The sequence below is a fragment of the Aeromonas sp. 603757 genome (assembly GCF_049171255.1).
Classification (GTDB): Bacteria; Pseudomonadota; Gammaproteobacteria; order Enterobacterales; family Aeromonadaceae; genus Aeromonas; species Aeromonas veronii_A.
The window spans coordinates 59,216-82,932 of record NZ_JAAKOE010000003.1; the positions used below are offsets into that span (position 1 = coordinate 59,216).

A 23,717-nucleotide genomic window follows, 5' to 3' on the forward strand; every position below is an offset into this window, starting at 1 on the left:
CATGCCGACGATGACTTCTATACTCACAGCAATAACAACAAAACCCCTCCGACGTAGCGGCCTTTGCCGTCTGACCAAGGGGGTTACCCGGTGAGAATAAGGACGCTCAAACCATGGAACAGAACAAACCCGCCTTTCAACTCAACCTCTTGCTCTCCGTGATCACCCTGATCCTGCTGTCACTGGTGTTTTTCGCCTACAGCTGGGCGGGTAAACAACTGGAAGAGAGTTATCGACAACAATATCTCTCCTACCTGCTGGCCGACGAGCTGCGCCAATCCTCCGATGACCTGACCCGACTCGGTCGCACCTACGTCATCACCAAGGATCCAGCCTACGAGCAGCAGTACATGCGGATACTGGCCATTCGCAACGGCGAACAGCCGAGACCGGATGGCTACAACCGTATCTATTGGGATTTTGTCGCGGCCAACGGCCAGAATCCTCGCCCCGACAGCAATGTTCGCCGCGGCCTGATCGATCTGATGAAGGATGCCGGTTTCACCGATGCTGAACTCGCCAAGCTCAACGAGGCCAAGAACAACTCGGATGCACTGGTCAACACCGAGGTGGCTGCCTTCAAACTGGTGCAGCAGACGGACGGTGATCTGGCCGCCAACCAGCAGAAGGCCATCGCCATGATGCATGACAAGGCCTATCACCAGAACAAGGGTCGCATCATGTCACCCATCGACGATTTCTACGTGATGATGGAGGGGCGCAACCAGGAGGCGGTCGAGAGTGCCACCGCCAATACCGACATGCTGCGCTACCTTTTTATCGCTCTGGGCCTGGTATTGATGTTCTTCCTCTGGCGCACATATCGCTCCCTGCTCGATCTGGTGGGCACCTCGGTCGAACAGCTCAAGACCGATCTCCATCTGCTGGCGGAAGGGGATTTCTCCCGCCCCATCAAGGTGCCCCAAGGCTCGAAAGAGAGTCTTATCGGCCTGCTTGGCACCACACAGAGCACCCTCAAGGGGATCATCGGCAAGGTATCCCACTCCACCGAGGAGTTGTCCAATTCGGCCGACAGCATCGCCCAGATAGCGGAGCAGACCGCCCAGTTCGCCACCGATCAGCAAACCAGTACCCAGACCATGGCCGCCGCCATCGAAGAGCTGGTGGTGAGCATCAGCCACCTATCCGACAATGCCAGCCATGCAGACGAGCTCAGCAAGGTCTCAGCCGACACGCTGGAGGAGGGCTCCGGGGTCATCAAGGAGACGCTTGGCAGCATCGAGAATATCTCCACCACGGTCGGTGAAGCAGCCAGCACCATCGCAGAACTCAACAGCCATACCCAGCAGATCTCGGAGATCATCGGCGTGATCCGCGGCATCGCCGATCAGACCAACCTGCTGGCCCTCAACGCGGCTATCGAGGCGGCGCGGGCCGGTGAACAGGGTCGCGGCTTTGCGGTAGTTGCCGACGAAGTACGCAATCTGGCCAGCCGCTCGGCGGCCTCGACCCAGCAGATCACCGGGATGATCAGCAAGATCCAGAGCGGGGCGGATGCCTCTATCCGCAGCATGGAGAACACGGTCAACAACGTCTCCCGCGGGGTCACACTGGCCAACCAGACCGGGCAGGCAATCGCCAGCATCCAGAGCCACGCCTCCAATCTCACCGGTCTGATGGGAGAGATCAGCCACACCCTGCGCGAGCAGTCCACCGCCGCCAACGAGGTGGTCTCTACCGTCGGCAACATCACCTCCCTCTCGGAACAATCGGGGGATGCCGCCCGCCACGTGTCCCAAGAGGCAGCCAAGCTCAAGCAGCTGTCACGGGTGCTGCGCCAGGAGATGGGGCACTTCAAGCTTTAAAGAAGGCTGCAAAACAAAACGGCTGCCCCAAGGCAGCCGTTTTTTATTCGGCGTTATCCCCTGTCATTCAGTATCTATCAACCACGCAGGGCGGCGATACGCTGCTCGATGGGCGGGTGGCTCATGAACAGTTCGCTCATGGAGCGCTTGCCGTTGATGCCAAAGGCCATCATTGAGCCTTCCAGCTGCGGCTCGGCACCGCGGGAGAGGCGCTCAAGGGCGGCAATCATCTTGTCGCGACCGGCCAGCTTGGCGGCACCGGCATCGGCACGGAACTCGCGCTGACGGCTGAACCACATGACGATGATGGAGGCCAGAATGCCGAACAACATCTCCAGCACAAACACGGTGATCATGTAGGCAAAACCACCGGTGCTGCTGCTCTCTTCCTCGTTGTTGGAACTGAAGAAGTTGCTGATGACGCCAGCCACGATGCGGGCGAAGAACATCACGAAGGTGTTCACCACCCCCTGGATCAGGGTCAGGGTCACCATGTCGCCGTTGGCAACGTGGCTCACCTCGTGGGCCAGTACCGCTTCCGCCTCGTCACGGCTCATGCTGTAGAGCAGGCCGGAGGAGACCGCCACCAGCGAATCATCTCGGCGGGCGCCGGTCGCAAAGGCGTTCATCTCGGGAGAGTCGTAGATCCCCACTTCCGGCATCTTGATACCCGCTTCGCGGGCCTGACGGGCAACAGTGCTCACCAGCCAGTGCTCGGTCTCGTTACGAGGTTGCTCGATGACCTGGACGCCATAGCTGCGCTTGGCCATCCACTTGGACATCAGCAAGGAGATAAAGGAACCCCCAAAACCGAACACGGCACAGAACATCAACAGCCCGGAAATGCTGGACTTGTTGATCCCCAGAACCGAGAACAGGATATTGAGTACCACCCCCAGCACCAGCATGACGGCCAGGTTGGTCACCAGGAATAGCATAATTCGCTTCATATAGACTCCTTGTGAGAATTAAAGACACGGAGAGAGATCACTCGACCTCCCTATCTCCATGTTATGGATGAATTTTAGGGAGACTCGATGAATGTTCGCTGAATGTGACGTCACAAGAGCGGAGAGATATCAAGCCGCCCCTGCAAATCAGCCTCAAATGGATTGTTTATAAAGGGAATTTCCCCCAGAAACGGGGCCGGTAACATCCCCCTCAGGGTGTCCAGATTTTCCTGATAGTGGCTCATGGCACTGTGAAGGCGATTAATAACCCATCCCGCCACTGGCAACCGATCGTTGCGAATGGCAGCAAAGGTGAGCAGTGCATGGTTGAGACAGCCCAGCTTGGCCCCCACCACCAAAATCACCGGCATGTTCTCCTGCTTCACCCAATCCGACAGCAGATGCTTGCGATCCAGCGGCAGATACCAGCCCCCCGCCCCTTCCACTACTGCAAGCTCGGCCCCTGCCTGTTCAATCTTGCGCAGCCCCTCGCTCAGCCCCTGCATGGTAATGGGCTGGCGCGCCTCGCTGGCAGCGATATGGGGCGCAATCGGCGGCTCATAGGCAAAGGGATTGACCACCTCATAAGGCAGCTGAACACTCGCCGCCTCCTGCAACAGAACAGCGTCGAGGTTGCGCAATCCATCGGGTGTTCGGGCACACCCTGCCGAGATAGGCTTGTAGCCGGCACAGCGGATCCCCTGTGCGCTGAATTCGCGCAGCAGAGTGCGTGCCACCAGCGTCTTGCCCGCATCGGTATCTGTGCCGGTGATAAAGAATGATTTCATATGGTTCTCTCCTTGGCAGGGAGTGGCTCACTGCCCTGCACACACTGCAATTCCCGGCGCTCAGCGAGGCTTGCTGAGGCGACCGAGACACACCCGATAACTGGCGACCAACCTGCCATCGGGCTGGCGAAATGCTTCATATGCCTGAGCCAGCTGCTGCAATCTGGCGCGACCGCTCAGACCGGCCGGGGCGGCGCCCCCTTGATTGTCGTTGATCTGATTGGCCCCAATCCCCTTGAGATCGCGCAACAACTGCGGCAATTCAAGATAGGCGAGATCCCAGGTGATACAACGCAGCTCGGGAGCAGATACCCCGGCGCTAGCCAGCGCCTGCTCCAATTGTGGCAGGCTGAGGAAGCGATTGACATGGGCGCGACCATCAAGCTGCTGCCAGGCGGCTCGCAACTGCCAGAGCGACTCATCGAGCAGGGTCGAGAAAAAGATCTGGCCGCCCGGTTTGACCACCCGAAGCAACTCGCCAAAAGCCTGGGCCGGACGCTCGCACCACTGCAACGCCAGACTGGAGAAAACCCAGTCGAACGAGTTATCGGCGAAAGGAAGCTGCTCCGCATCGCCGCAGAGCAGGCGAGCACCGCTGCCACGCAAGGCGGCCTGCGCCAGCATGCCGGGGGCGAGATCAAGCCCCACCAGCTGGTGACAACGGTTCGCCAGTTGGGGCAAGAAAAAGCCGGTGCCGCAGCCCAGATCCAGCCCGCTCACCGTCAGATCAGTGCCAACCAGCCTGTCTGGCATCCATTCCAGCAGCGCCTGACCCACCTCCTGCTGAAAGCGGGCATGGGCATCGTAATGACGAGCGGCGGCGCCGAAACGGCGAGCAAGCTGCGCCTTGTCGACCGTTTGAAAACGCTCAGCCATAGTGAGCCTCCCCAAGCGTTGTAACTGCAGGGCTGACCCCCAAGGCATCGAGCAGGCGATCCACATCCTGCTCGCGATGAGCCGCGCTCAGGGTAATGCGCAGCCGCGCCGTACCAACTGGCACCGTGGGCGGGCGGATGGCGCTCACCCAGACGCCGCGCTCCCGCAGCCGTTCTGCCAGTTGCAGGGCAACACTGCTCTCCCCCACCAGCAGCGGCTGGATGGGGGTATCGCTCGCACCGAGTTGCCAACCCAACGCCTGTGCCCCTTGCCGGAAGCGGGCGATGAGCTTACCAAGATGGGAGCGGGCCTCATCGGCGGCACGCACCAGCTCGATGCTCTTGCTGACTGCGCAAGCCTGCGCCGCCGGCATATGGGTGCTGTAGACATAGTGGCGGGCGAAGTTGACCAGATACTCCACCAGCTCGCGGCTGCCGCCGACAAAAGCGCCAGCCACACCAAGCGCCTTGCCAAAAGTGCCCATCTGGATGTGTACGCTGGCCGGATCTACCTCCTGCGCCGCCAGAGTGCCGCTCCCCTCGGGCCCCATCACGCCGAGACCATGGGCATCGTCGATCATCAGCCAGTTGCCGCTCCGGGCGGCGAGGGTTGCGAGCTCACCCCAGGGGGCCTGATCCCCGTCCATGCTGAACACCCCTTCCGAGACAATCAATCCGCGATTTGGCTCAAGCTGCCGTTCAAGGGCCGCCATATCGTTGTGGGCAAAACGCTTCATCTTGCAGGGGAGCTGGCTGCCCATCTCCTGCAGGGAGGCGTGGTTGAGTTTGTCCTGCCACAGCAGGTGTTCCTTGCCGAGCAACGCTTTAAGCACCGCCTGATTGGCCGAAAAACCGCAGTTGAAGAGCAGCACCGCCTCCACCCCGAGCCAATCGGCCAGGGTCTCCTCAAGCTCTTGGTGGGCACGGCTGTAACCGGTCACCAGCGGCGAGGCGCCGGAGCCCGCGCCATAGCGCTCAACCCCCGCTTTGAAGGCAGCCTTGATGGCTGGGTGATCCGCCAGCCCCAGATAGTCGTTGGCGGAAAAGTTGAGGTAGTCGCACCCCGCAACCTTGAGCCGCCCGCCACTCGCCCCGTCGGTCGCGATGCGGTTGCGCAGCAGGCCAGCCTGTTCGCGCCCGGCCAGCGCAACGCCCAATGCAAAAGGGCCTGTTACTGCTGGGCCAGTCATGACCGCGCAGCCCCTGCACGGGGGCGGGTGGCGTCATAAAACATTTCGGCAGGTTCGCTCTGGCGGCTCACCTCGGCCAGCAACTCCTCTTCTTGAACCTGATCCGGTTTCTGGGCGCGCTGGGCGGGACGAATGCCGAGCCGCTTGAACAGCTGCATATCGCTGTTCTCGTCCGGGTTCGGCGTGGTCAGCAATTTGCAGCCGTAGAAGATGGAGTTGGCCCCCGCCATAAAGCACATGGCCTGCATCTGCTCGTTCATCTTCTCCCGCCCGGCAGAGAGGCGCACATGGGAGGCCGGCATCATGATCCGCGCCACTGCGATGGTGCGGATAAATTCGAACGGATCGAGGTTCTCCTCGTTCTCCAGCGGCGTCCCCTTCACCTTGACCAGCATGTTGATGGGCACACTCTCCGGGTGACGCGGCAGGTTGGCCAGCGCCATCAGCAGGCCCGCACGGTCTTTGGCCTGCTCACCCATGCCGACGATGCCGCCAGAGCAGACCTTCATGCCGGCGCTGCGCACATGCTCCAGGGTATCGAGCCGATCCTGATAGGTGCGGGTGGAGATGATCTCGCCGTAAAACTCCGGCGAGGTGTCGAGGTTGTGGTTGTAGTAATCGAGCCCCGCAGCGCCAAGACGCTCCGCCTGATCGGCGGTGAGCATCCCCAGGGTCATGCAGGTCTCCATCCCCAGCCCGCGCACCTCCTCAATCATCCGGATGATGTAGGGCATGTCCTTCTCTTTGGGGTTGCGCCAGGCGGCCCCCATGCAGAACCGGGACGAGCCGTTGGCCTTGGCTTCGCGGGCCCGCTCCAGCACCTTCTCCACCTCCATCAGCCGCTCGACTTCGAGCCCGGTGTGGTAACGGGCGCTCTGGGGGCAGTATTTGCAATCTTCCGGGCAAGCACCGGTCTTGATGGAGAGCAAGGTGCTCACCTGCACTTCGTTCGGGTCGAAATGGGCGCGGTGGACAGTCTGGGCCTGAAACAGCAGATCGTTGAATGGCAGGGCAAATAGGGCCTGAACCTCGGCGAGTGTCCAGTCGTGACGAAGGGCGTGACCGCCCGCGGTGAGAGCATTCATACATGGCTTCCGGTTGTTATTAGTGGGATCCTGCGCCCGCCATCTTGGGATGGACGGCCACAAAACCCGCCGCCGGGCCCGCGCGATCAGGGTGATGCGCAGTGCCAAGTGGCTGAAATTGTTGGCTAGTGTAGAGAGCACGCGTAGACTGTCAACACCGACCAGATCAAACCAATTGACATCAGAACAGCAAATGACCAACCAAGAATTCGACCTGCACCACATCTGGCACCCCTATACCTCCCTCACTCACCCCCTGCCCTGCTATGAAGTAGCCAGCGCCAAAGGGGTGACCATCACCCTCAGCGACGGCCGTGAACTGGTGGATGGCATGAGCTCCTGGTGGGCTTGCGTGCACGGCTATCAGGTGCCAGAGTTGGACGCCGCCGCCACCGCCCAGCTCGGCAAGATGTCTCACGTGATGTTTGGCGGGCTGACCCACCCCCCGGCGGTCGAGCTCTGCCGCAAACTGGTGGAGATCACTCCGAAGGGGCTTGATCGGGTCTTTCTGGCCGATTCCGGCTCGGTGGCAGTGGAAGTGGCGCTCAAGATGGCCCAGCAGTACTGGCATGCCAAGGGGACGCCCAGAGCCAAATTTGTCGCCCTGCGCAGCGGCTATCACGGCGACACCTTTGGCGCCATGAGCGTCTGCGATCCCGATGGCGGCATGCATGAGCTCTACAAGGGATTCCTGCCGGAGCACCATTTTGTCGACGCGCCCAGCTGCCGCTTCCACGCCGAGTGGGACGAGCAGTGCGTGGTGGAGCTGGCGACACTCATGGCCGATCATCACGAGGAGATCGCCGCCATCGTGCTTGAGCCCATAGTGCAGGGCGCTGGCGGCATGCGCTTCTATCACCCCCGCTACCTGCAGTGGGTGCGCGCCCTGTGCGACGAATTCGGCGTGCTGCTGATTGCCGACGAGATTGCCACCGGCTTTGGCCGCACTGGCCAGCTGTTTGCTTGCGACTGGGCGGGGATTAGCCCCGATATCATGTGTCTGGGCAAGGCGCTGACCGGCGGCTACCTCACCCTCTCGGCGACCCTCACCACCGAGCATGTCGCACGCACCATCTGTGACGGCAAGGCGGGGGTCTTTATGCACGGCCCCACCTTTATGGGCAACCCGCTCGCCTGCGCGGTGGCCAACGCCTCCATCGATCTGCTGCTGGCCTCACCGTGGCAGGAGCGGGTGCGCGCCATCGAGCATCAGCTGCGAACAGAACTGGTAGAGCTGACCCTGCACCCGGCGGTCGCGGATGTGCGGGTGCTCGGCGCCATCGGGGTGGTGGAGATGAAAGAGCGGGTGGATGTAGCGCGCATCCAGCGCAAGTTTGTCGAACTGGGCGCCTGGATCCGCCCCTTTGGCAAGCTGGTCTACCTGATGCCCCCCTTCGTTATCACCCCAGAAGAGTTGAGGGTATTGACCGGTGCCATCCGTCAGGCCATCACCGAGGGCGAGTTTTAATGCATGCAGCGGGCGGCCATCGCAGCCGCCCGTTTGACTATCGGCATTTGATATATAAAGAGGGCAACTTTATCCACTTATGGGCACTTTCACTTGCCGTAATGTGAGCAAAACACCAGACCTGAGGCCCCAAGAGGGGTAAACTGCTGCGGTTTTACCATCAAGAAAGACTGCTCATGCGCCTCTCCATTGCTGCCAAAATCAACTTTTTCCTGCTCTTCATCTTCTCCATGGTACTGGTCTTCTCCGCCGCCTATCAGGCGGTGCGCGAGCGCGATCTCATCCTGACGCTCATCAAGGAGCAGAGCCGCGAGCAGACCGAAGCCTATTTCGACGGCCTCAACATGCTGATGCTGACCGGCAAGATGGATGCCCGCGATACTCTGCGCGGCAAGTTTCTCGACCACGCCCATGTGGAGGATGCACGCATCGTTCGTGGCGACGCGGTGAGCAAACAGTTCGGGCCGGGACGGGAGACAGAACAGGTAAAAGATGAGTTTGATGAGCTGGCACTGGCGGGCAAAGGGAGCCTGGAGGTGGTGCACAACGGCATGCACAGCCGTCTGGTGGTCACCCGACCGCTGCTGGCCAAGAAGGATTTTCGCGGCACCGACTGCACCAGCTGTCATCTGGTGCCGGAGAACACTGTGCTTGGTGCGGTGCGCTTTGACTACTCCCTCGATTCGCTGTTTACCCGGGTCGAGCAGAACATTCTCACCTCGGCGCTGATCCTCACCGGCATCTTCGGGATGGGACTGCTGCTGACCCTCTGGGTCATCCGCACCTGGATCGTACGCCCCCTCAACCAGCTCACCCGCTCCATGGAAGAGGCCACCGACCTGCACGACTTCGGCCACCGGCTGGAGGGGGATGACGGCGACGAGATTGGCCGGGTGGCGGTGGCCTACAACCAGATGCTCGACAGTGTGGAGCGCCAGCTCGGCAAGCGACCGCTCGGCGGCAAGCCGGGAGCTCGCCCTGGCGAATAGCGGACCACACCGCCCGGCATCGGCTAACCGGTGTAATAGAACAGCAGACAAGCAATAAGGATCAGCAGCAGGATCGCCAGATTGACGTGATAGGCATCATCCCTGCGCCGACTGCGCCGCCGCTCCAGCAGCAGTACAGCCAGGGTCAGCAAGCTGCAACCCCACAGGCCATGCACCAACCAGGGAGTGAGTGCGGGATCCCAGTAATCGCGTACCTTGATGCCGCCGTAAACCAGAAAACCATATGCAATCTCCGGCCTGGCATAGTGATAGAGCGCAAGCAGCACGATAAAACCGCACCAGCAGATCAGCACCATTGCTCGCAACAGTCGTGTCAGCCAATCCGGCCCTTGTCGCCGCTCTTTCACTCGCATCTCCTGTCCCGAGGGAACACTGCTTGGGTGAACCATGCTGAAAACCCCACCAGAGTCCGACATTTTTGCTTGTTTATCAAACCCGCGCGGGTAAGATTGACGGCTTAGTCTGCCATGGTGGGCCATCTGTGCCCGGGCCAGACTCCCTAGTGTTGCAAATAGCGCTGCAAGAACAAGCTGGAGACAATATTTCGATGACGCACGCATCCGTAGTTGATGTGCTGACCGGTAAATATGCGGTTGGCACCACCCTGACTGTACGAGGGTGGATCCGGACTCGCCGTGATTCCAAGGCGGGGATCTCATTTTTGGCCATTTCCGATGGCTCCTGTTTCCATCCGGTACAGGCCGTCGTCCCCAATACCCTGGCCAATTACGAGAATGAAGTGCTGCGTCTGACCACCGCCTGCTCCGTGGAAGTGACTGGCATCATCGCCGAATCCCAGGGCAGCGGCCAGGCTTTCGAACTGCAAGCGACCGATGTGAAGGTTGTCGGCTGGGTCGAAGATCCGGACACCTACCCGATGGCCGCCAAGCGCCACAGCATCGAGTACCTGCGTGAACAGGCTCACCTGCGCCCGCGCACCAACATCGTTGGCGCCGTGACCCGGGTTCGTCACTGCCTGGCTCAGGCCATCCACCGCTTCTTCCACGAAGAGGGTTTTGTCTGGGTAGCGACCCCGCTCATCACCGCCTCTGACACCGAAGGTGCCGGCGAGATGTTCCGCGTCTCTACCCTGGATATGGAAAACCTGCCGCGCACCGACGCTGGCAAGGTGGACTACAACGAAGATTTCTTCGGCAAAGAGGCCTTCCTGACCGTATCCGGCCAGCTGAACGCCGAAACCTATGCCTGCGCCCTCTCCAAGGTCTACACCTTCGGGCCGACCTTCCGCGCCGAAAACTCCAACACCAGTCGTCACCTGGCAGAGTTCTGGATGGTGGAGCCGGAAGTGGCCTTCAACAATCTGGAAGATAACGCCGCGCTGGCTGAAGCCATGCTGAAGTACGTCTTCAACGCCGTCCTGACCGAGCGTCGCGACGATCTGGAGTTCTTTGCCCAGCACGTGGACAAGGATGCCATCGGCCGTCTGGAGCGTTTCGTCGCCTCCGACTTCGCCCAGATTGATTACACTGATGCCATCGAAGTGCTGAAAAACTGCGGCAAGAAGTTCGAGTTCCCGGTCTCCTGGGGCATCGACCTCTCCTCCGAACACGAACGCTATCTGGCCGAGGAGCACTTCAAGTCTCCGGTGGTAGTGAAGAACTACCCGAAAGATATCAAGGCCTTCTACATGCGCCTCAACGACGACGGCAAGACCGTTGCCGCGATGGACGTACTGGCTCCGGGGATCGGCGAGATCATCGGTGGCTCCCAACGTGAAGAGCGTCTGGAGGTGCTGGATGCCCGCCTGGCCGAGATGGGGCTGAAGCAGGAAGACTACTGGTGGTATCGCGATCTGCGCCGCTACGGCACAGTCCCGCACTCCGGCTTCGGTCTGGGCTTCGAGCGTCTGGTGGTTTACGTGACCGGTATGGGCAACGTCCGCGACGTGATCCCGTTCCCGCGTACTCCGCGTACCGCCGAGTTCTGATCAGCGGCATATTGCCACTACATTGCAAAAGCCGTCCTCAGGGTCGGCTTTTTTATTACCCCCGTTATGGGTAATACTCAGAACCAATCGACACAAGGAATGGGTCGTTCATGGGATATCGTCAGCTTCTGACACTCTTGCTGCTCTGGCTCCCCCTGCAATTGCGGGCAGAACCCGTGCACCTGACCACCCTGGAGTGGCCCCCCTATACCAGCCAGCATCTCCCTGATGGTGGCCTTACCGGCCATATCGTCAAGCGTGCATTTGCCGAAGCGGGGCTGGAGGTTCAGTTTGACTTCTACCCCTGGCATCGAGCCATGTTGCTGGCATCCGATCCCGCCCAGCACTACAGCGGCTACTTCCCCAAATACTTCGCCGATGATCTGGATAAACGGTGGCATATCTCCACCAGCGTGGGCAGTAGTGTGCTGGGCATGGCGCAGCAAGCCGGCCCCCCTATCCACTGGCAGCGACTCGAAGATCTCGCTTCCTACCGGATTGGGGTCGTCGCAGGTTATATCAATACCCGTGAATTTGATGCCCTGATGACCAGCAAGCGCCTCAACACCTTTGCCGTGGACGACGATCACCTCAACCTGCGAAAATTGCAGCGCGACCGGCTCGATCTGGCCGTGATCGACCGGGATGTTTTCTACTGGCTCACCTATCACGATGACAAACTCCACCCCGAACAGCTGCAGTTCAACCAGAAGATCCTCGGGTACAAGAGCCTGCACATCATGTTCCGTCCCGATCAACAGCAACTGCAACAGCGAGTGAACAATGCGCTAGCCAGACTCGATATCAAGCAGCTGAGCGAACAGTATCAGCGTCGCTATCTGCTATCAGCACCCGCCCCCCGATGAGCAGAGTCGCAGAACACCCCATTTGTCAAAAAAGATATCTTTAACCCGTGTTTTTACAGCCTCTTCTCCCCTGACCCGGGCCTTTTTCCACACCTTCCTTACCAACGCATTCCCCATCACAACGCCTCTGGTTGCACTCTGATGGGCTGGCCCCGAGTGATACCACTTGGTGACAAAAATGATGTTTTTGTTAGTACGTGGTTTTTAAGTGGTTTAATCAAAAATTCATCGAGTTATTGAAGTAACTCAATTTTTTCACTTTTTCAGGGGAGCAGAATAGCAACTAACCCTTTTGGGCTAAATAAAACAGACAATGACAATTCATGGTTCAGGCTACCCGCGGCAATATGGGTTGAATCACACGAGGTAACGGAATGATCTTGATGGAATTTTTGGTGGTACTCGGCTGCTTGCTGCTGGGTACCCGCTTTGGTGGCATGGGACTCGGTCTCATCAGTGGTATCGGTCTCTTCCTGCTGACCTTCGTCTTCGGCCTGGTGCCGGGCGAACCGCCTGTTCAGGTAATGCTGACCATTCTGGCGGTGATCGGCTGTGCCGCCACCCTGCAGACTGCCGGTGGCCTCAACCTGATGATGCAAGTGGCCGAGCGCCTGCTGCGCCGTCACCCGCAATACATCACTATCCTGGCGCCGCTCACCACCTGGACCCTCACCTTCCTGTGCGGTACCGGCCACGTGGTCTACACCATGTTCCCCATCATCGCTGACATTGCGCTGCAGAAGAACATCCGTCCCGAGCGCCCGATGGCTGTCGCCTCCGTTGCCTCCCAGATGGCCATCTGCGCCTCCCCGGTCTCCGTTGCCGTGGTCTCCATGGTCTCCATTCTGGCGGCTGGTCACGGTATCGGTCAGGCTTACGGCCTGCTCGACATCCTGATGATCGCCATCCCCTCCTCCCTGACCGGTGTCATCGTGGCAGCCCTGTGGAGCCTGCGTCGCGGCAAGGATCTGGACAAGGACGAAGAGTTCCAGGCCAAGATCAAAGACCCAGAGCAGCGCGCCTTCATCTACGGCGGTGGTGAAACCCTGCTCAACACCAAGTTCCCGAAAGAGGCCTACTGGTCTACCTGGATCTTCTTCGCCGCCATCGCCGCCGTGGTATTGCTCGGTGCCAACGAAGGTCTGCGTCCGGTGTTCACCATCAAGGACAAAACTGGCCCGCTCTCCATGAACCTGGTGATCCAGATGATGATGCTGATCGCCGGTGCCATCATACTGATGCGCTGCAAGGTCAAGCCGGGCGAGATCGCCAACGGTGCCGTCTTCAAGGCGGGTATGGTCGCCATCTTCTCCGTATTCGGGGTGGCATGGATGAGTGAGACCTTCTTCCAAGCTCACATGCCGCTGCTCAAAGAAACCCTGGCCCACGTGGTACAGGCCCAGCCCTGGACCTACGCCCTGGTGCTGTTCCTTATCTCCAAGCTGGTGAACAGCCAAGCCGCAGCCCTCACCGCTATCGCCCCCATGGGTCTGGCGCTGGGTGTCGAGCCCAAGCTGCTGATTGCCTTCCTGCCAGCGAGCTACGGCTACTTCGTGCTGCCGACCTACCCGAGCGATCTGGCCTGTATCGGTTTCGACCGCTCCGGCACCACCCGCATCGGCAAGTTCATCATCAACCACAGCTTCATCATTCCAGGGCTGATCGGGGTGGTGACCTCCTGCTCGCTGGGCTTTATCCTCACCAGCATCCTGCTCTAATCGCAGCGGTGTTTACCACGCTATTGCAATACAGGCCCCCGCTTCGGGGGCCTGCTTTTTTCCAGCTCCGTTACCTCAACCACTTCCCCGCCGCCATTTCCGGACACTATGCCTTTACCTCTGCCCCCGCCGCTGGGTAGCATGCCCCCTCGTTCACCACCGGAATCTCATCCATGTCTCGCGTCATCCTGCTCTGGAGCGGTGGCAAAGATGCCATGCTGGCTCTCTGTCATGCCCGTCAAGCGGGCCATCAGGTGGTGGCACTGGCCACCTTTGCGCCGCCAGAGCCCCGATTTCTCGCTCACCCCTTGCCGCTGGTGCGCCGTCAGGCGGAAGCCCTCGGGCTGCCCCATCTGCTGGTCACCATAGAAGCGCCGTTCGATCTCGGTTATGAGCGGGAACTGGCACGGCTCAAGGAGGAGTGGCAACTCGATGGCGTAGTCACCGGCGATATCGACAGCGTGGGGGGCGCACCAAACTGGATCCGCGAACGCTGCCGCCCGCTCGGGCTCACCGTCCATACCCCGCTCTGGCAGCAATCTCGCCAAGCCTTGCTGGCGGATATGCTGGCCCGCGGCATCGTCGCCCACCTCTCCTGCATCGATACCCGGGTGCTGGCCCCCGAATGGACTGGACGCCCCCTCGATGCCGCCACCCTCTGCGAGCTACAACAACTGGCCGAGCGCGAGGGCTTCGATGCCTGCGGCGAGCAGGGGGAGTACCACACCATGGTGACTGACGGCCCGGGCTTTGCCGCCCCGCTGCGCCTCGATGGCTGGCAGGTAGCACGGCAGGATCATCTGGCCTATCTGGCTGAGCCACAGGGGTAACGGCCTCAAGCCATCTGGCGCGCTCGTTCAGGGACGCGCGAAAAATCGAGATAAAAAAAGGGAGGCAACAGCCTCCCGTTTGGAGTGGAGCGGACCAATTTTGAGCGGGCCATGATGACCCGAACAAGGGATAAACCGGCTTATTTCGCCAGCTTGCCCAGCACCCGCTGCAGCAGGCGGATGCGCGGCTCGATGCTGTCCAGCAGCAGGAATTCCGCCTCCGAGTGAAAACCGCCCCCCATGGGGCCGAAACCATCGAGGGACGGCACCCCCGCGGCGGCGGTAAAGTTGGCATCCGAACCGCCACCGGCCTCCAGCCAGTTGAAGGAGACCCCCTCCTCTTTCGCAGCCGCCTCCACCAGCGCCATCACAGCTTCTGTATCGCCGCTCGGGCGCATCGCCGGCTTGAAGGTCTGGCGATCCACCTCGACCCGACAGCCCGCAAGGAAGGGGTTGTTGGCCATAAAGGTGAGCCGCTCGTGCACCGCAGCGGCCTCTTCGTTACTCCAGAAACGCAGATCGACGATTGCCTCGGCAAAGTCGGGCACCACGTTAACGCCGGTGCCGCCCTGTACCACGCCGACGTTCATGGTGGTGCCCGTGGTCATGTTGACCTGCTCGTTAATGGCCAGCACCCAATGCGCCAGCTCGGTGATGGCGGAGATCCCTTCGGTCAGGGCCGAACCGGCGTGGGACGCCTTGCCGTGAAAGGTGATGCGGTACTTGGCATTGCCCTTGCGGGCGCTGATGAGATCCCCGTTGGGGCGCGCCGCTTCGGCCACCAGCACGCAGCCGCTCTGTTTGGCCTTCTCCACCAGCCAATCTTTCGACCAGGGGGAGCCAATCTCTTCGTCGCAGTTGCAGCAGACCAGCACCTTGAGCTTGGCCAGCTGCACCGGATCCATCTCTTTAAGTGCATACCAGATAGAGAGCAGGCCACTCTTCATGTCCGAGACACCGGGGCCAAAGGCTTGATTGCCTTCGATTTTCAACGGGCGCTTGGCCGCTGTTCCCTCGGGGAAGACGGTGTCCATGTGGCCCACCAGCATCACGTCGTAGTGAGCGGCACCCGGTGCATTGGTTGCCTCGAGGCAGGGGCCGCACTCGGCAGCAAACTGGTGGCGGGTCACCTGCCAGCCGATGGCCTCATATTTCTCGGTCATGATGTCGGCCACTTTGGCCACCCCGGCCGGGGTGCGAGTACCGCAATCGAGGTTGATGAGCGGGGCCAGATCTGCCAGGTAGGCATCCAGAGAAAAAGCGTTGCGAGAGTCTGTCATTGTCATCTCCTGGGACGGGAGGGCAGGCCTCCCGTCCGACAGCCGAGTGAAAGGGGCGGACAGCTCGTGCCGTCCGCCACCCGCTTACATAAACAGCAGATAGTTGAGGGTCAGCGCCGTCACCAGCGCCCCCGCCATCGGCACGCTGGTGCGTTTGACCACGGTAAAGGGCGACACCTTGGCAATCCCCGCACAGGCGATCAGCACCGCCGCGATGGGAGAGATGGTGCGGCCGATACTGGAAGCGAGCTGCATCGGCAGCAACATGGTCACCGCAGGCACGCCAAACTTGGCCGCCACCGCCGGTGCCAGGGTCGAGAAGCTCAGGAACGCCGCGTTGCCGGAGCCCATGATGACCGCCGCCACCATGATGAGGCCCACCATCACCAGGGTCATCAGGCCGCTGCCGATACCGGCATTGCTGGCAGAGTGCAGCAGGGTATCGATGGCGCCGATGGCCTTGAGAGATTCGGCAAACAGCTCGGCACAGACGATGAGCGCCACCACAGGGCCAAACACCTTGCCCATGCCATCGAGGAAGCTCGACAGCCCCGCGAATGCGGTTCGCACCGAGCGGCTACGCAGCAGCTCGCACAGCATGCCGATAAAGACCGACAGCAGCATGGCCACCTCCACGCTCATCTTGATGTCGCTCACCAGCAGCTTGGAGAAGGTCATCATCAGCACGAAGGGGATTATCGGCAGCAGGGCATACCAGGTGGGCGCCTGCACGCTCTCGGTGCCCTGCTCGTCCAGCTCGGCGTGATCGCCGCGATGGAGCGCAGGATCCCAGCCATCCTTGCGATCGCAGTGACGCTGCCAGAAGAAGTGCAGCACCATGGTCACCAGCAGCATGGGGGCCACCAGCCAGATCTGGTAGTCGACGAAATAGCTGGTCGGATCCATGCCGGATTGACCGGCGGAGAAGATGGCGTTGGTCTGGGTCGGGCCAATTTCAAACGCCTGGGAGGTGGCGATGACACCACAGGCGGAGGCCGGGCTGATGCCGAGGTTGCGCATCACCGGATACATGGTGACCATCAACAACAGGCCAAGGCCGGTGGCGGAGGTGACGAACAGGGAGACAAAGACCGCCACCAGATAACAGATGGCGAGCATCAGGTAGCTGGACTGGATGCCCGCCACCGGCTTGACCGCCACCCGCACCAGCGCCTGGGAGGCCCCGATATGGGACATGTAAGTGGCAAAACCCGCCACCGCCATGATGGTGAGGCCGAGGCCCGCCGCGCGGTAGGAGAAGATCCCCTTGAACACTTCGAACAGGTCGAACAGGGCGAAGCCGGTGCTCTTGTCAGCGGGGAGAATGGGGTGCAGCCCCAACCAGTAGGCCACTGCAAAAATGGCCATGCCCGCCAGCGCCAGCACCGCCTGCGGGTTGTAATCCTTGATGATGCCGTAGACCACGGCGACCAGAACGAGCAAGACGAATAAAAGTTCCAATATTCACTCCTGATAAATTTATCGAGGAGCGAAATCTAGTGATCTGACTACTGTTTGCCTTTGATCCCCATCAATAAAGGTGACGACATTGGGCTTTGACAGCACAATATGTTAGCCAAGTGCCAAATTTTCGTTTTTTCACCCACAGAAAAACCTTTACCATTCTCGGAAAGAGAATTGTCTGACGCGACTCCCCTCTTTTTTGCGTTGGATCAACATACGACAGCGCCGAAGTGGCGAAGATGCGCTTCGACATATAGCGACCATTTCGCGCCGGAGAGAGTTATGACAAGCCAAGCCACCGCAGGTGTCTCGACCTGCGACTACAAGCTGTGGGACATCCTCGTCGAGTCAGCAAAGGAACGCACTACCATTCGTTATTCCAAACTGGCCAAGCAGGCCGGGCTGGAGCAGTGCCAGGATGAACTGCGCACCCTGCTGCAACGCATCCGCATGTACTGCACCGAAAACAACCTGCCGATCCTCTCCGCCATCGTGGTGGACGACGTGGGCAAATACACTGGCCTCTCTTCCAGCCTGCCTGATGCACCCTGGGAACGGGCCCGGGTCTTTGACCATGAGTGGACCACCCTGCACTGATTGAGGTACTTGATGATGCCGACCAAAACGCGCCCACTGGCGCGTTTTGGCTATCTGGCGTTTGCCCCCTTCTCTTTTTCTCCTGCAATAGTCGATCTTCTCCCGCAATACCCAACCCCATCGGGCACGCCAGCCCCACTGCTTCTGACTTTGTGCTCAAAATCGCCGTTCAGGTGTGACCAGTTCCGGTAAAACCCGCGAGCCGGACCATCGGCGTTGCCATGGGATTGCCACAATGCCAGAATCGGGCCCTTGCACTCTGTTGATTCGGATTTTCGGGCGCGGCCACGGCCAGCGCCCACAAGAGAAGGACTCCCCATGGCCATCACCCTCTATGGCATCAAGAACTGCGACACCATCAAGAAAGCCCGCAAGTGGCTGGATGAGGCCGGTATCGACTACCGCTTTCACGACCACCGCGCCGACGGCCTGAACCCGGACGATCTGGACAGCTGGCTGGCAAAACTCGGCTGGGAAGCCCTGCTCAACAGCCGCGGCACCACCTTCCGCGCCCTGCCGGATGAGGCCAAACAGGGGCTCGACACCGCCAAGGCGCGCGCCCTGCTGCTGGAACATCCGGCCATGATCAAGCGCCCGCTGCTCGACCGTGACGGCGAACTGACCCTGGGTTTCAAGGCTGATCACTACCAATCCCTCTTTTCCCGTTAAGGACAACTAAGGACAACTGATGTCGGATGTCATCGCACTGGCCAAGGATCTGATCCGCCGCCCCTCCGTTACCCCCCTCGATGAAGGGTGCCAGACCCTGATGGCGGAGCGCCTCGCCAAGCTCGGGTTTGTCATCGAGCCCATGGTGTTTGAGGACACCACCAACCTCTGGGCCCGTCGTGGCAGCGAGGGGCCACTGTTCTGCTTCGCCGGTCACACCGACGTGGTGCCCGCCGGGCCGCTGGACAAATGGCACACCCCGCCGTTCGAGCCGACCATCAAGGATGGCGTGCTCTACGGACGCGGCGCCGCCGACATGAAGGGCTCGCTGGCTGCCATGGTGGTGGCGGTAGAGCGCTTCGTGGCCGAGCATCCGGATCACACCGGGTCCATCGCCTTTCTCATCACCTCCGATGAGGAGGGGCCCTTTATCAATGGCACCACCCGGGTGATCGACACCCTGGAGGCCCGCAACGAGAAGATCCGCTGGTGCATCGTCGGCGAGCCCTCCTCTACCGCCGTGGTAGGGGATGTAGTGAAGAACGGCCGCCGCGGCTCCATCACCGGCGATCTGCTGGTACGCGGGGTGCAGGGCCATGTGGCTTATCCCCATCTGGCTGACAACCCGATCCACAAGGCGGCGCCAGCGCTGGCCGAACTTGCCGCCACCGTGTGGGATGAGGGCAACGCCTACTTCCCCCCCACCAGCTTCCAGATTGCCAACATCTCGGCCGGCACCGGCGCTTCCAACGTCATTCCGGGCGAATTGCAGGTGCAGTTTAACTTCCGCTTCAGCACCGAACTGACCGACCTGGATATCCGCGAGCGGGTCGAGGCGCTGCTGGATAAACATGGCCTCGATTATCAGCTGAGCTGGACCCTCTCCGGCCAGCCGTTCCTCACCGATACCGGCGCGCTGCTTGATGCGGCCGTGGCGGCCATCGAGGCGGTGAACGGTCAGCGACCGGCCCTGCTCACCACTGGTGGCACCTCCGACGGGCGCTTTATCGCCCCCACCGGCGCCGAGGTGATTGAGCTCGGGCCGGTCAACGCCACCATTCACAAGGTGAACGAGTGCGTGAAGGCGGACGATCTGGATCTGCTGGCCGACATGTACCAAGGGGTGCTCGAGAGATTGCTGGCATGACGCAGGAACAACTGCTGGGGCTCGACGAGAGCCACCTTATTCTGGTGGGGCGCGGCCCCCATCGGCTGACCGCCGCCACCGCGGCGGCCTTCAACGACATGCAGGTGGCGGCCGCCTACGAGGGGTTCAACCTGCAGGCGGCCTCCAGCTGGCGCAGCTTCGAGCGCCAACTCGCCATCTGGAATGGCAAGTGGCGCGGCGAACGGCCACTGCTCGATGCCCACAGCCAGCCCATCGACGCCCTGCAACTGAGCGACGAGGAGCGCCTCCACGCTATCCTGCGCTGGAGCGCCCTGCCCGGCACCAGCCGTCACCACTGGGGGACCGATCTCGATATCTACGACCCGGACTGCCTGCCCGCCAATACCAAACTGGCACTGGAGCCGTGGGAGTATGAAGCCGGGGGCTGGTTTGCAGGCTTGAGCGAGTGGCTCAGCGACCATATGAGCGACTTCGGCTTCTTCCTCCCTTATGCCAAGCCGGTCGGGGCAGAGAGCGGGGTCGCCTACGAGCCCTGGCATATTAGCTTCTCGCTGGAGTCCGACGAGCAGCGACTTGATCCCGCGGCACTGGCGCTTTGCCTGCAACAGGCGGATATTGAAGGCAAGTCGACCATATTGGCCAACCTTGATGAAATTTTGGCCTGTTATGTCACCACCTGTCCTGACGAAAGGAAAATCCCATGAATCTCTGGCTGTGGATAGGGTTGCCGCTGCTGTTCCTGCTCGGGCTGTTTCTCAATGCCATCAAAGACATGAAACGGCTGGAGAAGCAGTTGCCCAACTACAAGGACAAGATCCGCGAAGTAAAGGATGACGAGGACGACTGAATCCCGCCCCCATCCCGTGGGGAGCGCCCTTGTGCTCCCCTCTCCCTCTGCTGTGCCGTTTCGCTTTTCCCCGCCCTCTCCTCCCTGCGCATCCTGAAATCGACGCTCCTTTGACTCCGCTTTCGTTAACCCCGTCACAGTCAGAATATGGCGCGGCCATGCTGAAAAAAGGGATGAAAAATGTAAGAAAGTGAAAATTGATGCACAAATAAGCCACACAAGGGGTGCCTAACTGCATATAATGTGCCTACTTTGCACATTACCAGGAAGGAGTTCGCCCTTGGATGCCGCTACCATCAACAGTTTCTTTTTTGTCGCTGCCCTGTTGGTGGGAGCCAGCGTACTGTTGAGCGCCCTCTCTTCCCGCCTCGGTATTCCCATTCTGGTTATCTTCCTCGCCGTCGGCATGCTGGCCGGTGAGGATGGCCCTGGTGGCATCCACTTCGCCGACTACTCCATCGCCTATCTGGTGGGCAACCTGGCGCTTGCCATCATTCTGCTCGACGGTGGCATGCGCACCCGGGTCTCCTCGTTTCGGGTTGCACTCTGGCCTGCCTTGTCGCTGGCGACAGTCGGGGTGGCTATCACCACCGGCCTGACGGGGCTTGCCGCAGCCTGGCTGTTTGACCTCAACCTGATGCAGGGGATGCTGATCGGCGCCATCGTCGGCTCCACCGATGCGGCAGCGGTTTTCTCCCTGCTTGGCGGGCGCAGCCTCAACGAGCGGGTGAGCGCGACGCTGGAGATAGAGTCGGGCAGCAACGATCCTATGGCAGTGTTTCTTACCGTCACCCTGATCGAGGTGCTCGCCACCGCCCAGCAAGGGCTGGATGGGGGCTTCCTGCTGCTGCAACTGGTCAAGCAGTTTGGTCTTGGCGCCGGGATCGGCCTTGGCGGCGGCTGGCTGCTGTGGCGCCTCATCAACACAGCCCGCTTGGCGCCGGGGCTCTATCCGCTGCTCACCGTCAGCGGCGGTCTGCTGATCTTCGCCCTCACCACGGCGGTCGGTGGCAGCGGCATTCTCGCCATCTATCTCACCGGTCTGTTGCTCGGTAACCTCGCCCTGCGCAGCCGCAGCACCACATTGTCGGTGCTGGACGGTCTGACCTGGCTCAGCCAAATCGGCATGTTTCTGGTGCTGGGGCTGCTTGCCTCCCCCCACAAGCTGCTGCCCATCGCCCTGCCCGCGCTGGCGCTGGCGATGTGGATGATCCTGTTTGCCCGCCCGGTGTCGGTCTGGATCGGGCTGCTACCGTTCAAGAACTTCGCCCCCCGCGAGCGCTGGTTTATCTCCTGGGTTGGCCTGCGCGGCGCCGTGCCCATCATTCTGGCGGTGTTCCCCATGATGGCGGGGCTGCCCAACGCCCAGCTCTACTTCAACGTCGCCTTCTTTGTAGTACTGGTCTCGCTGATTTTGCAGGGCAGCTCGCTACCGCTGGCCTCAAAACTGGCGCGGGTGGAGGTACCGGCACCGCCGTCGCCCATCAACCGCTCCGGGCTCGAAATCGATCTCGACAGCCAGTGGGAGACCTTCGTCTACCAGCTGGGGGAAGAGAAGTGGTGCATCGGCTCGCCACTGCGGGATCTGCAGATGCCCACCGGCACCCGGATCTGCGCCCTGTTTCGTGGCCGCGAGCTGCTCCACCCCTCGGGTAGTACCTGTCTGCAGGCCGATGACATCCTCTGCGTCATCGGTCACGAACGTGACCTCCCCGCCCTCGGTCAGCTCTTTAGTCAGGCACCGGAGCAAGATCTCGGCCCCCGCTTCTTCGGTGACTTCCTGCTGGAAGCGGCGGCACGGCTGGTGGATCTCGCCCCTCTTTACGGGCTGGATGTGAGCGAGGTGGCGGATCAGACACTGGGCGATTTTATTGCCAGTCAGTTGGGCGATAATCTGGTGGTCGGTGACAACATCGAATGGCAGGGCCTGATCTGGACCGTGGCCGAAATGGACGAGAGCGTGCCGAGCAAGATCGGGGTGCGCTTTCAGGAAGAGGACCCGGTCTGACTGACCGTCCCGTATCAAGTCCCCAGCAAGAAGGGAGAGAGTTATGCCATATCAAAGTTTGCTGTCCGGCCCCCTGCCCCCCGCTGCCAATCTGGGGGTCATTGAAGGCTTTTTTGGCAAGGGATGGAGCTGGCAGGCCCGCGCCCGCTACGCCCAGTGGCTGCCACGCCACGGTTACGGTTTCTATATCTATGCACCGAAAGAGGATGGCTATCTGCGCAAGCACTGGGCCCTCCCCTGGCCCGAGCAGCAGCTGGCGGATCTCGCCGAACTGGCGCGCCAGTGCCGCGCCAACGGGCTCGCCTTCGGGGTGGGCTTGAGCCCCATGGGGGCTCATCACGACTACGATCGCAAACGCTCGGCGCTGCTTGAGAAAGTGCGCCTCATCGACGAGATGCTGCAGCCTGACATTCTGGCAGTGCTGTTTGACGACATGAAGGGGGATACCCCGGATCTGGCGCACCATCAGCTCATCATCGCCCACGACATCGCGGCCCACAGCAAGGCGACCCGCCTCATCTTCTGCCCCAGCTACTACTCGACCGATCCGGTGCTGGAGAATGTGTTTGGCGCCATGCCTCCCCACTATCTGGAGGAGCTTGGCGAGCGGCTCGATCGCCGTTTCGAGATCTTCTGGACCGGCCCCAAGGTCTGCTCCAGCGAATATCCGGCCAGCCACCTCAAGCAGGTGACCGAACTGCTCGGCCGCAAGCCCTTCCTGTGGGACAACTACCCGGTCAACGATGGCAGCAAGGCGAGCAGCTACCTGCACCTGCGCGCCTTCGAGAATCGCCCTGCCGAGCTGGCAGAGCTGGTCTCTGGCCACGCGGTCAACCCGATGAAACAGGCGGCGCTGTCGACCCTACCCCTCGCCACCCTGCCGATGAGCTACCGCCTCGGCAAGCAGTACGACCCCGACAAGGCGCAGCATGCCGCCCTCAACGCCACCTGCGGCCCACAGATCTCGGCGATGATCGAGGCCGACCTGCCGCTGTTTCAGGACATAGGGATGGCCCAGCTGACCCCTGAGCAGGTGGCCCATCTCAAGGCCCGCTACCTGCCGTTTCGTGACCAATCCTGCGTCGACGAAATCGTGCGCTGGCTGGATGGGGAGTATGTGTTCGACCCCGACTGCCTGACCGATTGATCTGCCTCGGCAGGCGTGATGG

22 protein-coding genes are annotated in these 23,717 nt (G+C 60.9%); 14 read left to right on the plus strand and 8 right to left on the minus strand.

What is annotated here, in order from left to right; all coding sequences use genetic code 11:
• Nucleotides 1-113: 113 nt before the first annotated feature.
• A complete protein-coding gene (locus G5332_RS03895) occupies nt 114-1,826 on the plus strand; it encodes a methyl-accepting chemotaxis protein (protein ID WP_266134426.1) in 1,713 nt (570 codons plus the stop codon).
• Between the two features lie 77 nt (nt 1,827-1,903).
• Here G5332_RS03895 and htpX read toward each other — a convergent pair whose 3' ends face one another.
• From htpX to bioB, 5 genes are all read right to left on the minus strand, one after another.
• A complete protein-coding gene (htpX, locus tag G5332_RS03900; RefSeq protein WP_069527876.1) occupies nt 1,904-2,776 on the minus strand; it encodes a protease HtpX in 873 nt (290 codons plus the stop codon).
• A 110-nt stretch (nt 2,777-2,886) separates the two neighbouring features.
• A complete protein-coding gene (gene bioD, locus G5332_RS03905; protein WP_227340888.1) occupies nt 2,887-3,564 on the minus strand; it encodes a dethiobiotin synthase in 678 nt (225 codons plus the stop codon).
• Between the two features lie 60 nt (nt 3,565-3,624).
• Nucleotides 3,625-4,440 carry a malonyl-ACP O-methyltransferase BioC gene (bioC, locus tag G5332_RS03910; RefSeq protein ID WP_421311129.1) on the minus strand — a complete coding sequence of 272 codons (816 nt, stop codon included), beginning with the start codon at nt 4,438-4,440 and terminating at the stop codon, nt 3,625-3,627.
• Nucleotides 4,433-5,629, minus strand: coding sequence for an 8-amino-7-oxononanoate synthase (gene bioF, locus G5332_RS03915; RefSeq protein ID WP_421311130.1), 1,197 nt, complete (start codon nt 5,627-5,629; stop codon nt 4,433-4,435). The genes bioC and bioF overlap by 8 nt, the downstream gene beginning before the upstream one ends.
• Nucleotides 5,626-6,714 carry a biotin synthase BioB gene (gene bioB, locus G5332_RS03920; RefSeq protein WP_421171975.1) on the minus strand — a complete coding sequence of 363 codons (1,089 nt, stop codon included), beginning with the start codon at nt 6,712-6,714 and terminating at the stop codon, nt 5,626-5,628. Before bioB ends, bioF begins: the two co-directional genes overlap by 4 nt.
• Before the next feature lie 193 nt (nt 6,715-6,907).
• Between bioB and bioA the strand changes: the two genes are divergently transcribed.
• Together bioA and G5332_RS03930 are read left to right on the plus strand one after the other, a co-directional pair.
• Nucleotides 6,908-8,182: an adenosylmethionine--8-amino-7-oxononanoate transaminase gene (gene bioA / locus G5332_RS03925; protein WP_421171976.1), complete on the plus strand. Its 1,275-nt coding sequence runs from the start codon at nt 6,908-6,910 to the stop codon at nt 8,180-8,182.
• A 176-nt stretch (nt 8,183-8,358) separates the two neighbouring features.
• The gene (locus G5332_RS03930; protein ID WP_216979127.1) at nt 8,359-9,171 is read left to right on the plus strand and encodes a HAMP domain-containing protein; all 813 of its coding nucleotides are present in this window, start codon (nt 8,359-8,361) and stop codon (nt 9,169-9,171) included.
• A 23-nt stretch (nt 9,172-9,194) separates the two neighbouring features.
• On the opposite strand, the gene G5332_RS03935 is transcribed toward G5332_RS03930, so the two are convergent.
• A complete protein-coding gene (locus tag G5332_RS03935) occupies nt 9,195-9,545 on the minus strand; it encodes a hypothetical protein (RefSeq protein ID WP_216979128.1) in 351 nt (116 codons plus the stop codon).
• Between the two features lie 194 nt (nt 9,546-9,739).
• On the opposite strand from G5332_RS03935, the gene asnS reads away from it, so the two are divergent.
• From asnS to G5332_RS03955, 4 genes are all read left to right on the plus strand, one after another.
• Nucleotides 9,740-11,140, plus strand: a complete 1,401-nt coding sequence (asnS, locus tag G5332_RS03940; RefSeq protein ID WP_005344365.1) for an asparagine--tRNA ligase — start codon at nt 9,740-9,742, stop codon at nt 11,138-11,140.
• 110 nt (nt 11,141-11,250) lie between these two features.
• Entirely contained in the window at nt 11,251-12,006 is a 756-nt protein-coding gene (locus G5332_RS03945) for a substrate-binding periplasmic protein (protein ID WP_421311131.1), read from the plus strand.
• A gap of 374 nt (nt 12,007-12,380) precedes the next feature.
• Nucleotides 12,381-13,724: an anaerobic C4-dicarboxylate transporter gene (locus G5332_RS03950; RefSeq protein ID WP_005337916.1), complete on the plus strand. Its 1,344-nt coding sequence runs from the start codon at nt 12,381-12,383 to the stop codon at nt 13,722-13,724.
• A 173-nt stretch (nt 13,725-13,897) separates the two neighbouring features.
• Entirely contained in the window at nt 13,898-14,554 is a 657-nt protein-coding gene (locus G5332_RS03955) for a hypothetical protein (protein ID WP_421171978.1), read from the plus strand.
• 140 nt (nt 14,555-14,694) lie between these two features.
• Here the strand turns inward: G5332_RS03955 and G5332_RS03960 are convergent, their stop codons facing one another.
• Both G5332_RS03960 and dcuC read right to left on the minus strand, forming a co-directional pair.
• On the minus strand, nt 14,695-15,834 hold the full coding sequence (locus tag G5332_RS03960) for a M20 family metallopeptidase (protein WP_421311132.1): 1,140 nt from the start codon (nt 15,832-15,834) through the stop codon (nt 14,695-14,697).
• An 84-nt stretch (nt 15,835-15,918) separates the two neighbouring features.
• Nucleotides 15,919-17,295, minus strand: a complete 1,377-nt coding sequence (gene dcuC / locus G5332_RS03965; protein WP_216954209.1) for a C4-dicarboxylate transporter DcuC — start codon at nt 17,293-17,295, stop codon at nt 15,919-15,921.
• Between the two features lie 285 nt (nt 17,296-17,580).
• Here dcuC and G5332_RS03970 point away from each other — a divergent pair, with 285 nt between their 5' ends.
• From G5332_RS03970 to G5332_RS04000, 7 genes are all read left to right on the plus strand, one after another.
• Complete coding sequence (locus G5332_RS03970) at nt 17,581-17,895, plus strand: hypothetical protein (RefSeq protein ID WP_266134434.1); 315 nt, start codon at nt 17,581-17,583, stop codon at nt 17,893-17,895.
• 318 nt (nt 17,896-18,213) lie between these two features.
• Nucleotides 18,214-18,564, plus strand: a complete 351-nt coding sequence (locus G5332_RS03975; protein WP_005337930.1) for an ArsC family reductase — start codon at nt 18,214-18,216, stop codon at nt 18,562-18,564.
• Between the two features lie 19 nt (nt 18,565-18,583).
• Nucleotides 18,584-19,711, plus strand: a complete 1,128-nt coding sequence (gene dapE, locus G5332_RS03980) for a succinyl-diaminopimelate desuccinylase (RefSeq protein WP_216954214.1) — start codon at nt 18,584-18,586, stop codon at nt 19,709-19,711.
• Complete coding sequence (locus G5332_RS03985) at nt 19,708-20,397, plus strand: M15 family metallopeptidase (RefSeq protein WP_216954216.1); 690 nt, start codon at nt 19,708-19,710, stop codon at nt 20,395-20,397. Before dapE ends, G5332_RS03985 begins: the two co-directional genes overlap by 4 nt.
• Nucleotides 20,394-20,540, plus strand: a complete 147-nt coding sequence (locus tag G5332_RS03990) for a hypothetical protein (protein ID WP_005337933.1) — start codon at nt 20,394-20,396, stop codon at nt 20,538-20,540. The genes G5332_RS03985 and G5332_RS03990 overlap by 4 nt, the downstream gene beginning before the upstream one ends.
• A gap of 280 nt (nt 20,541-20,820) precedes the next feature.
• Nucleotides 20,821-22,548 (plus strand): potassium/proton antiporter, encoded by a 1,728-nt coding sequence (locus tag G5332_RS03995; RefSeq protein ID WP_005359340.1) that lies wholly within the window; start codon nt 20,821-20,823, stop codon nt 22,546-22,548.
• Nucleotides 22,549-22,591: 43 nt separating this feature from the next.
• Nucleotides 22,592-23,695, plus strand: coding sequence for a beta-N-acetylglucosaminidase domain-containing protein (locus G5332_RS04000; RefSeq protein WP_421311133.1), 1,104 nt, complete (start codon nt 22,592-22,594; stop codon nt 23,693-23,695).
• Nucleotides 23,696-23,717 lie beyond the last annotated feature (22 nt).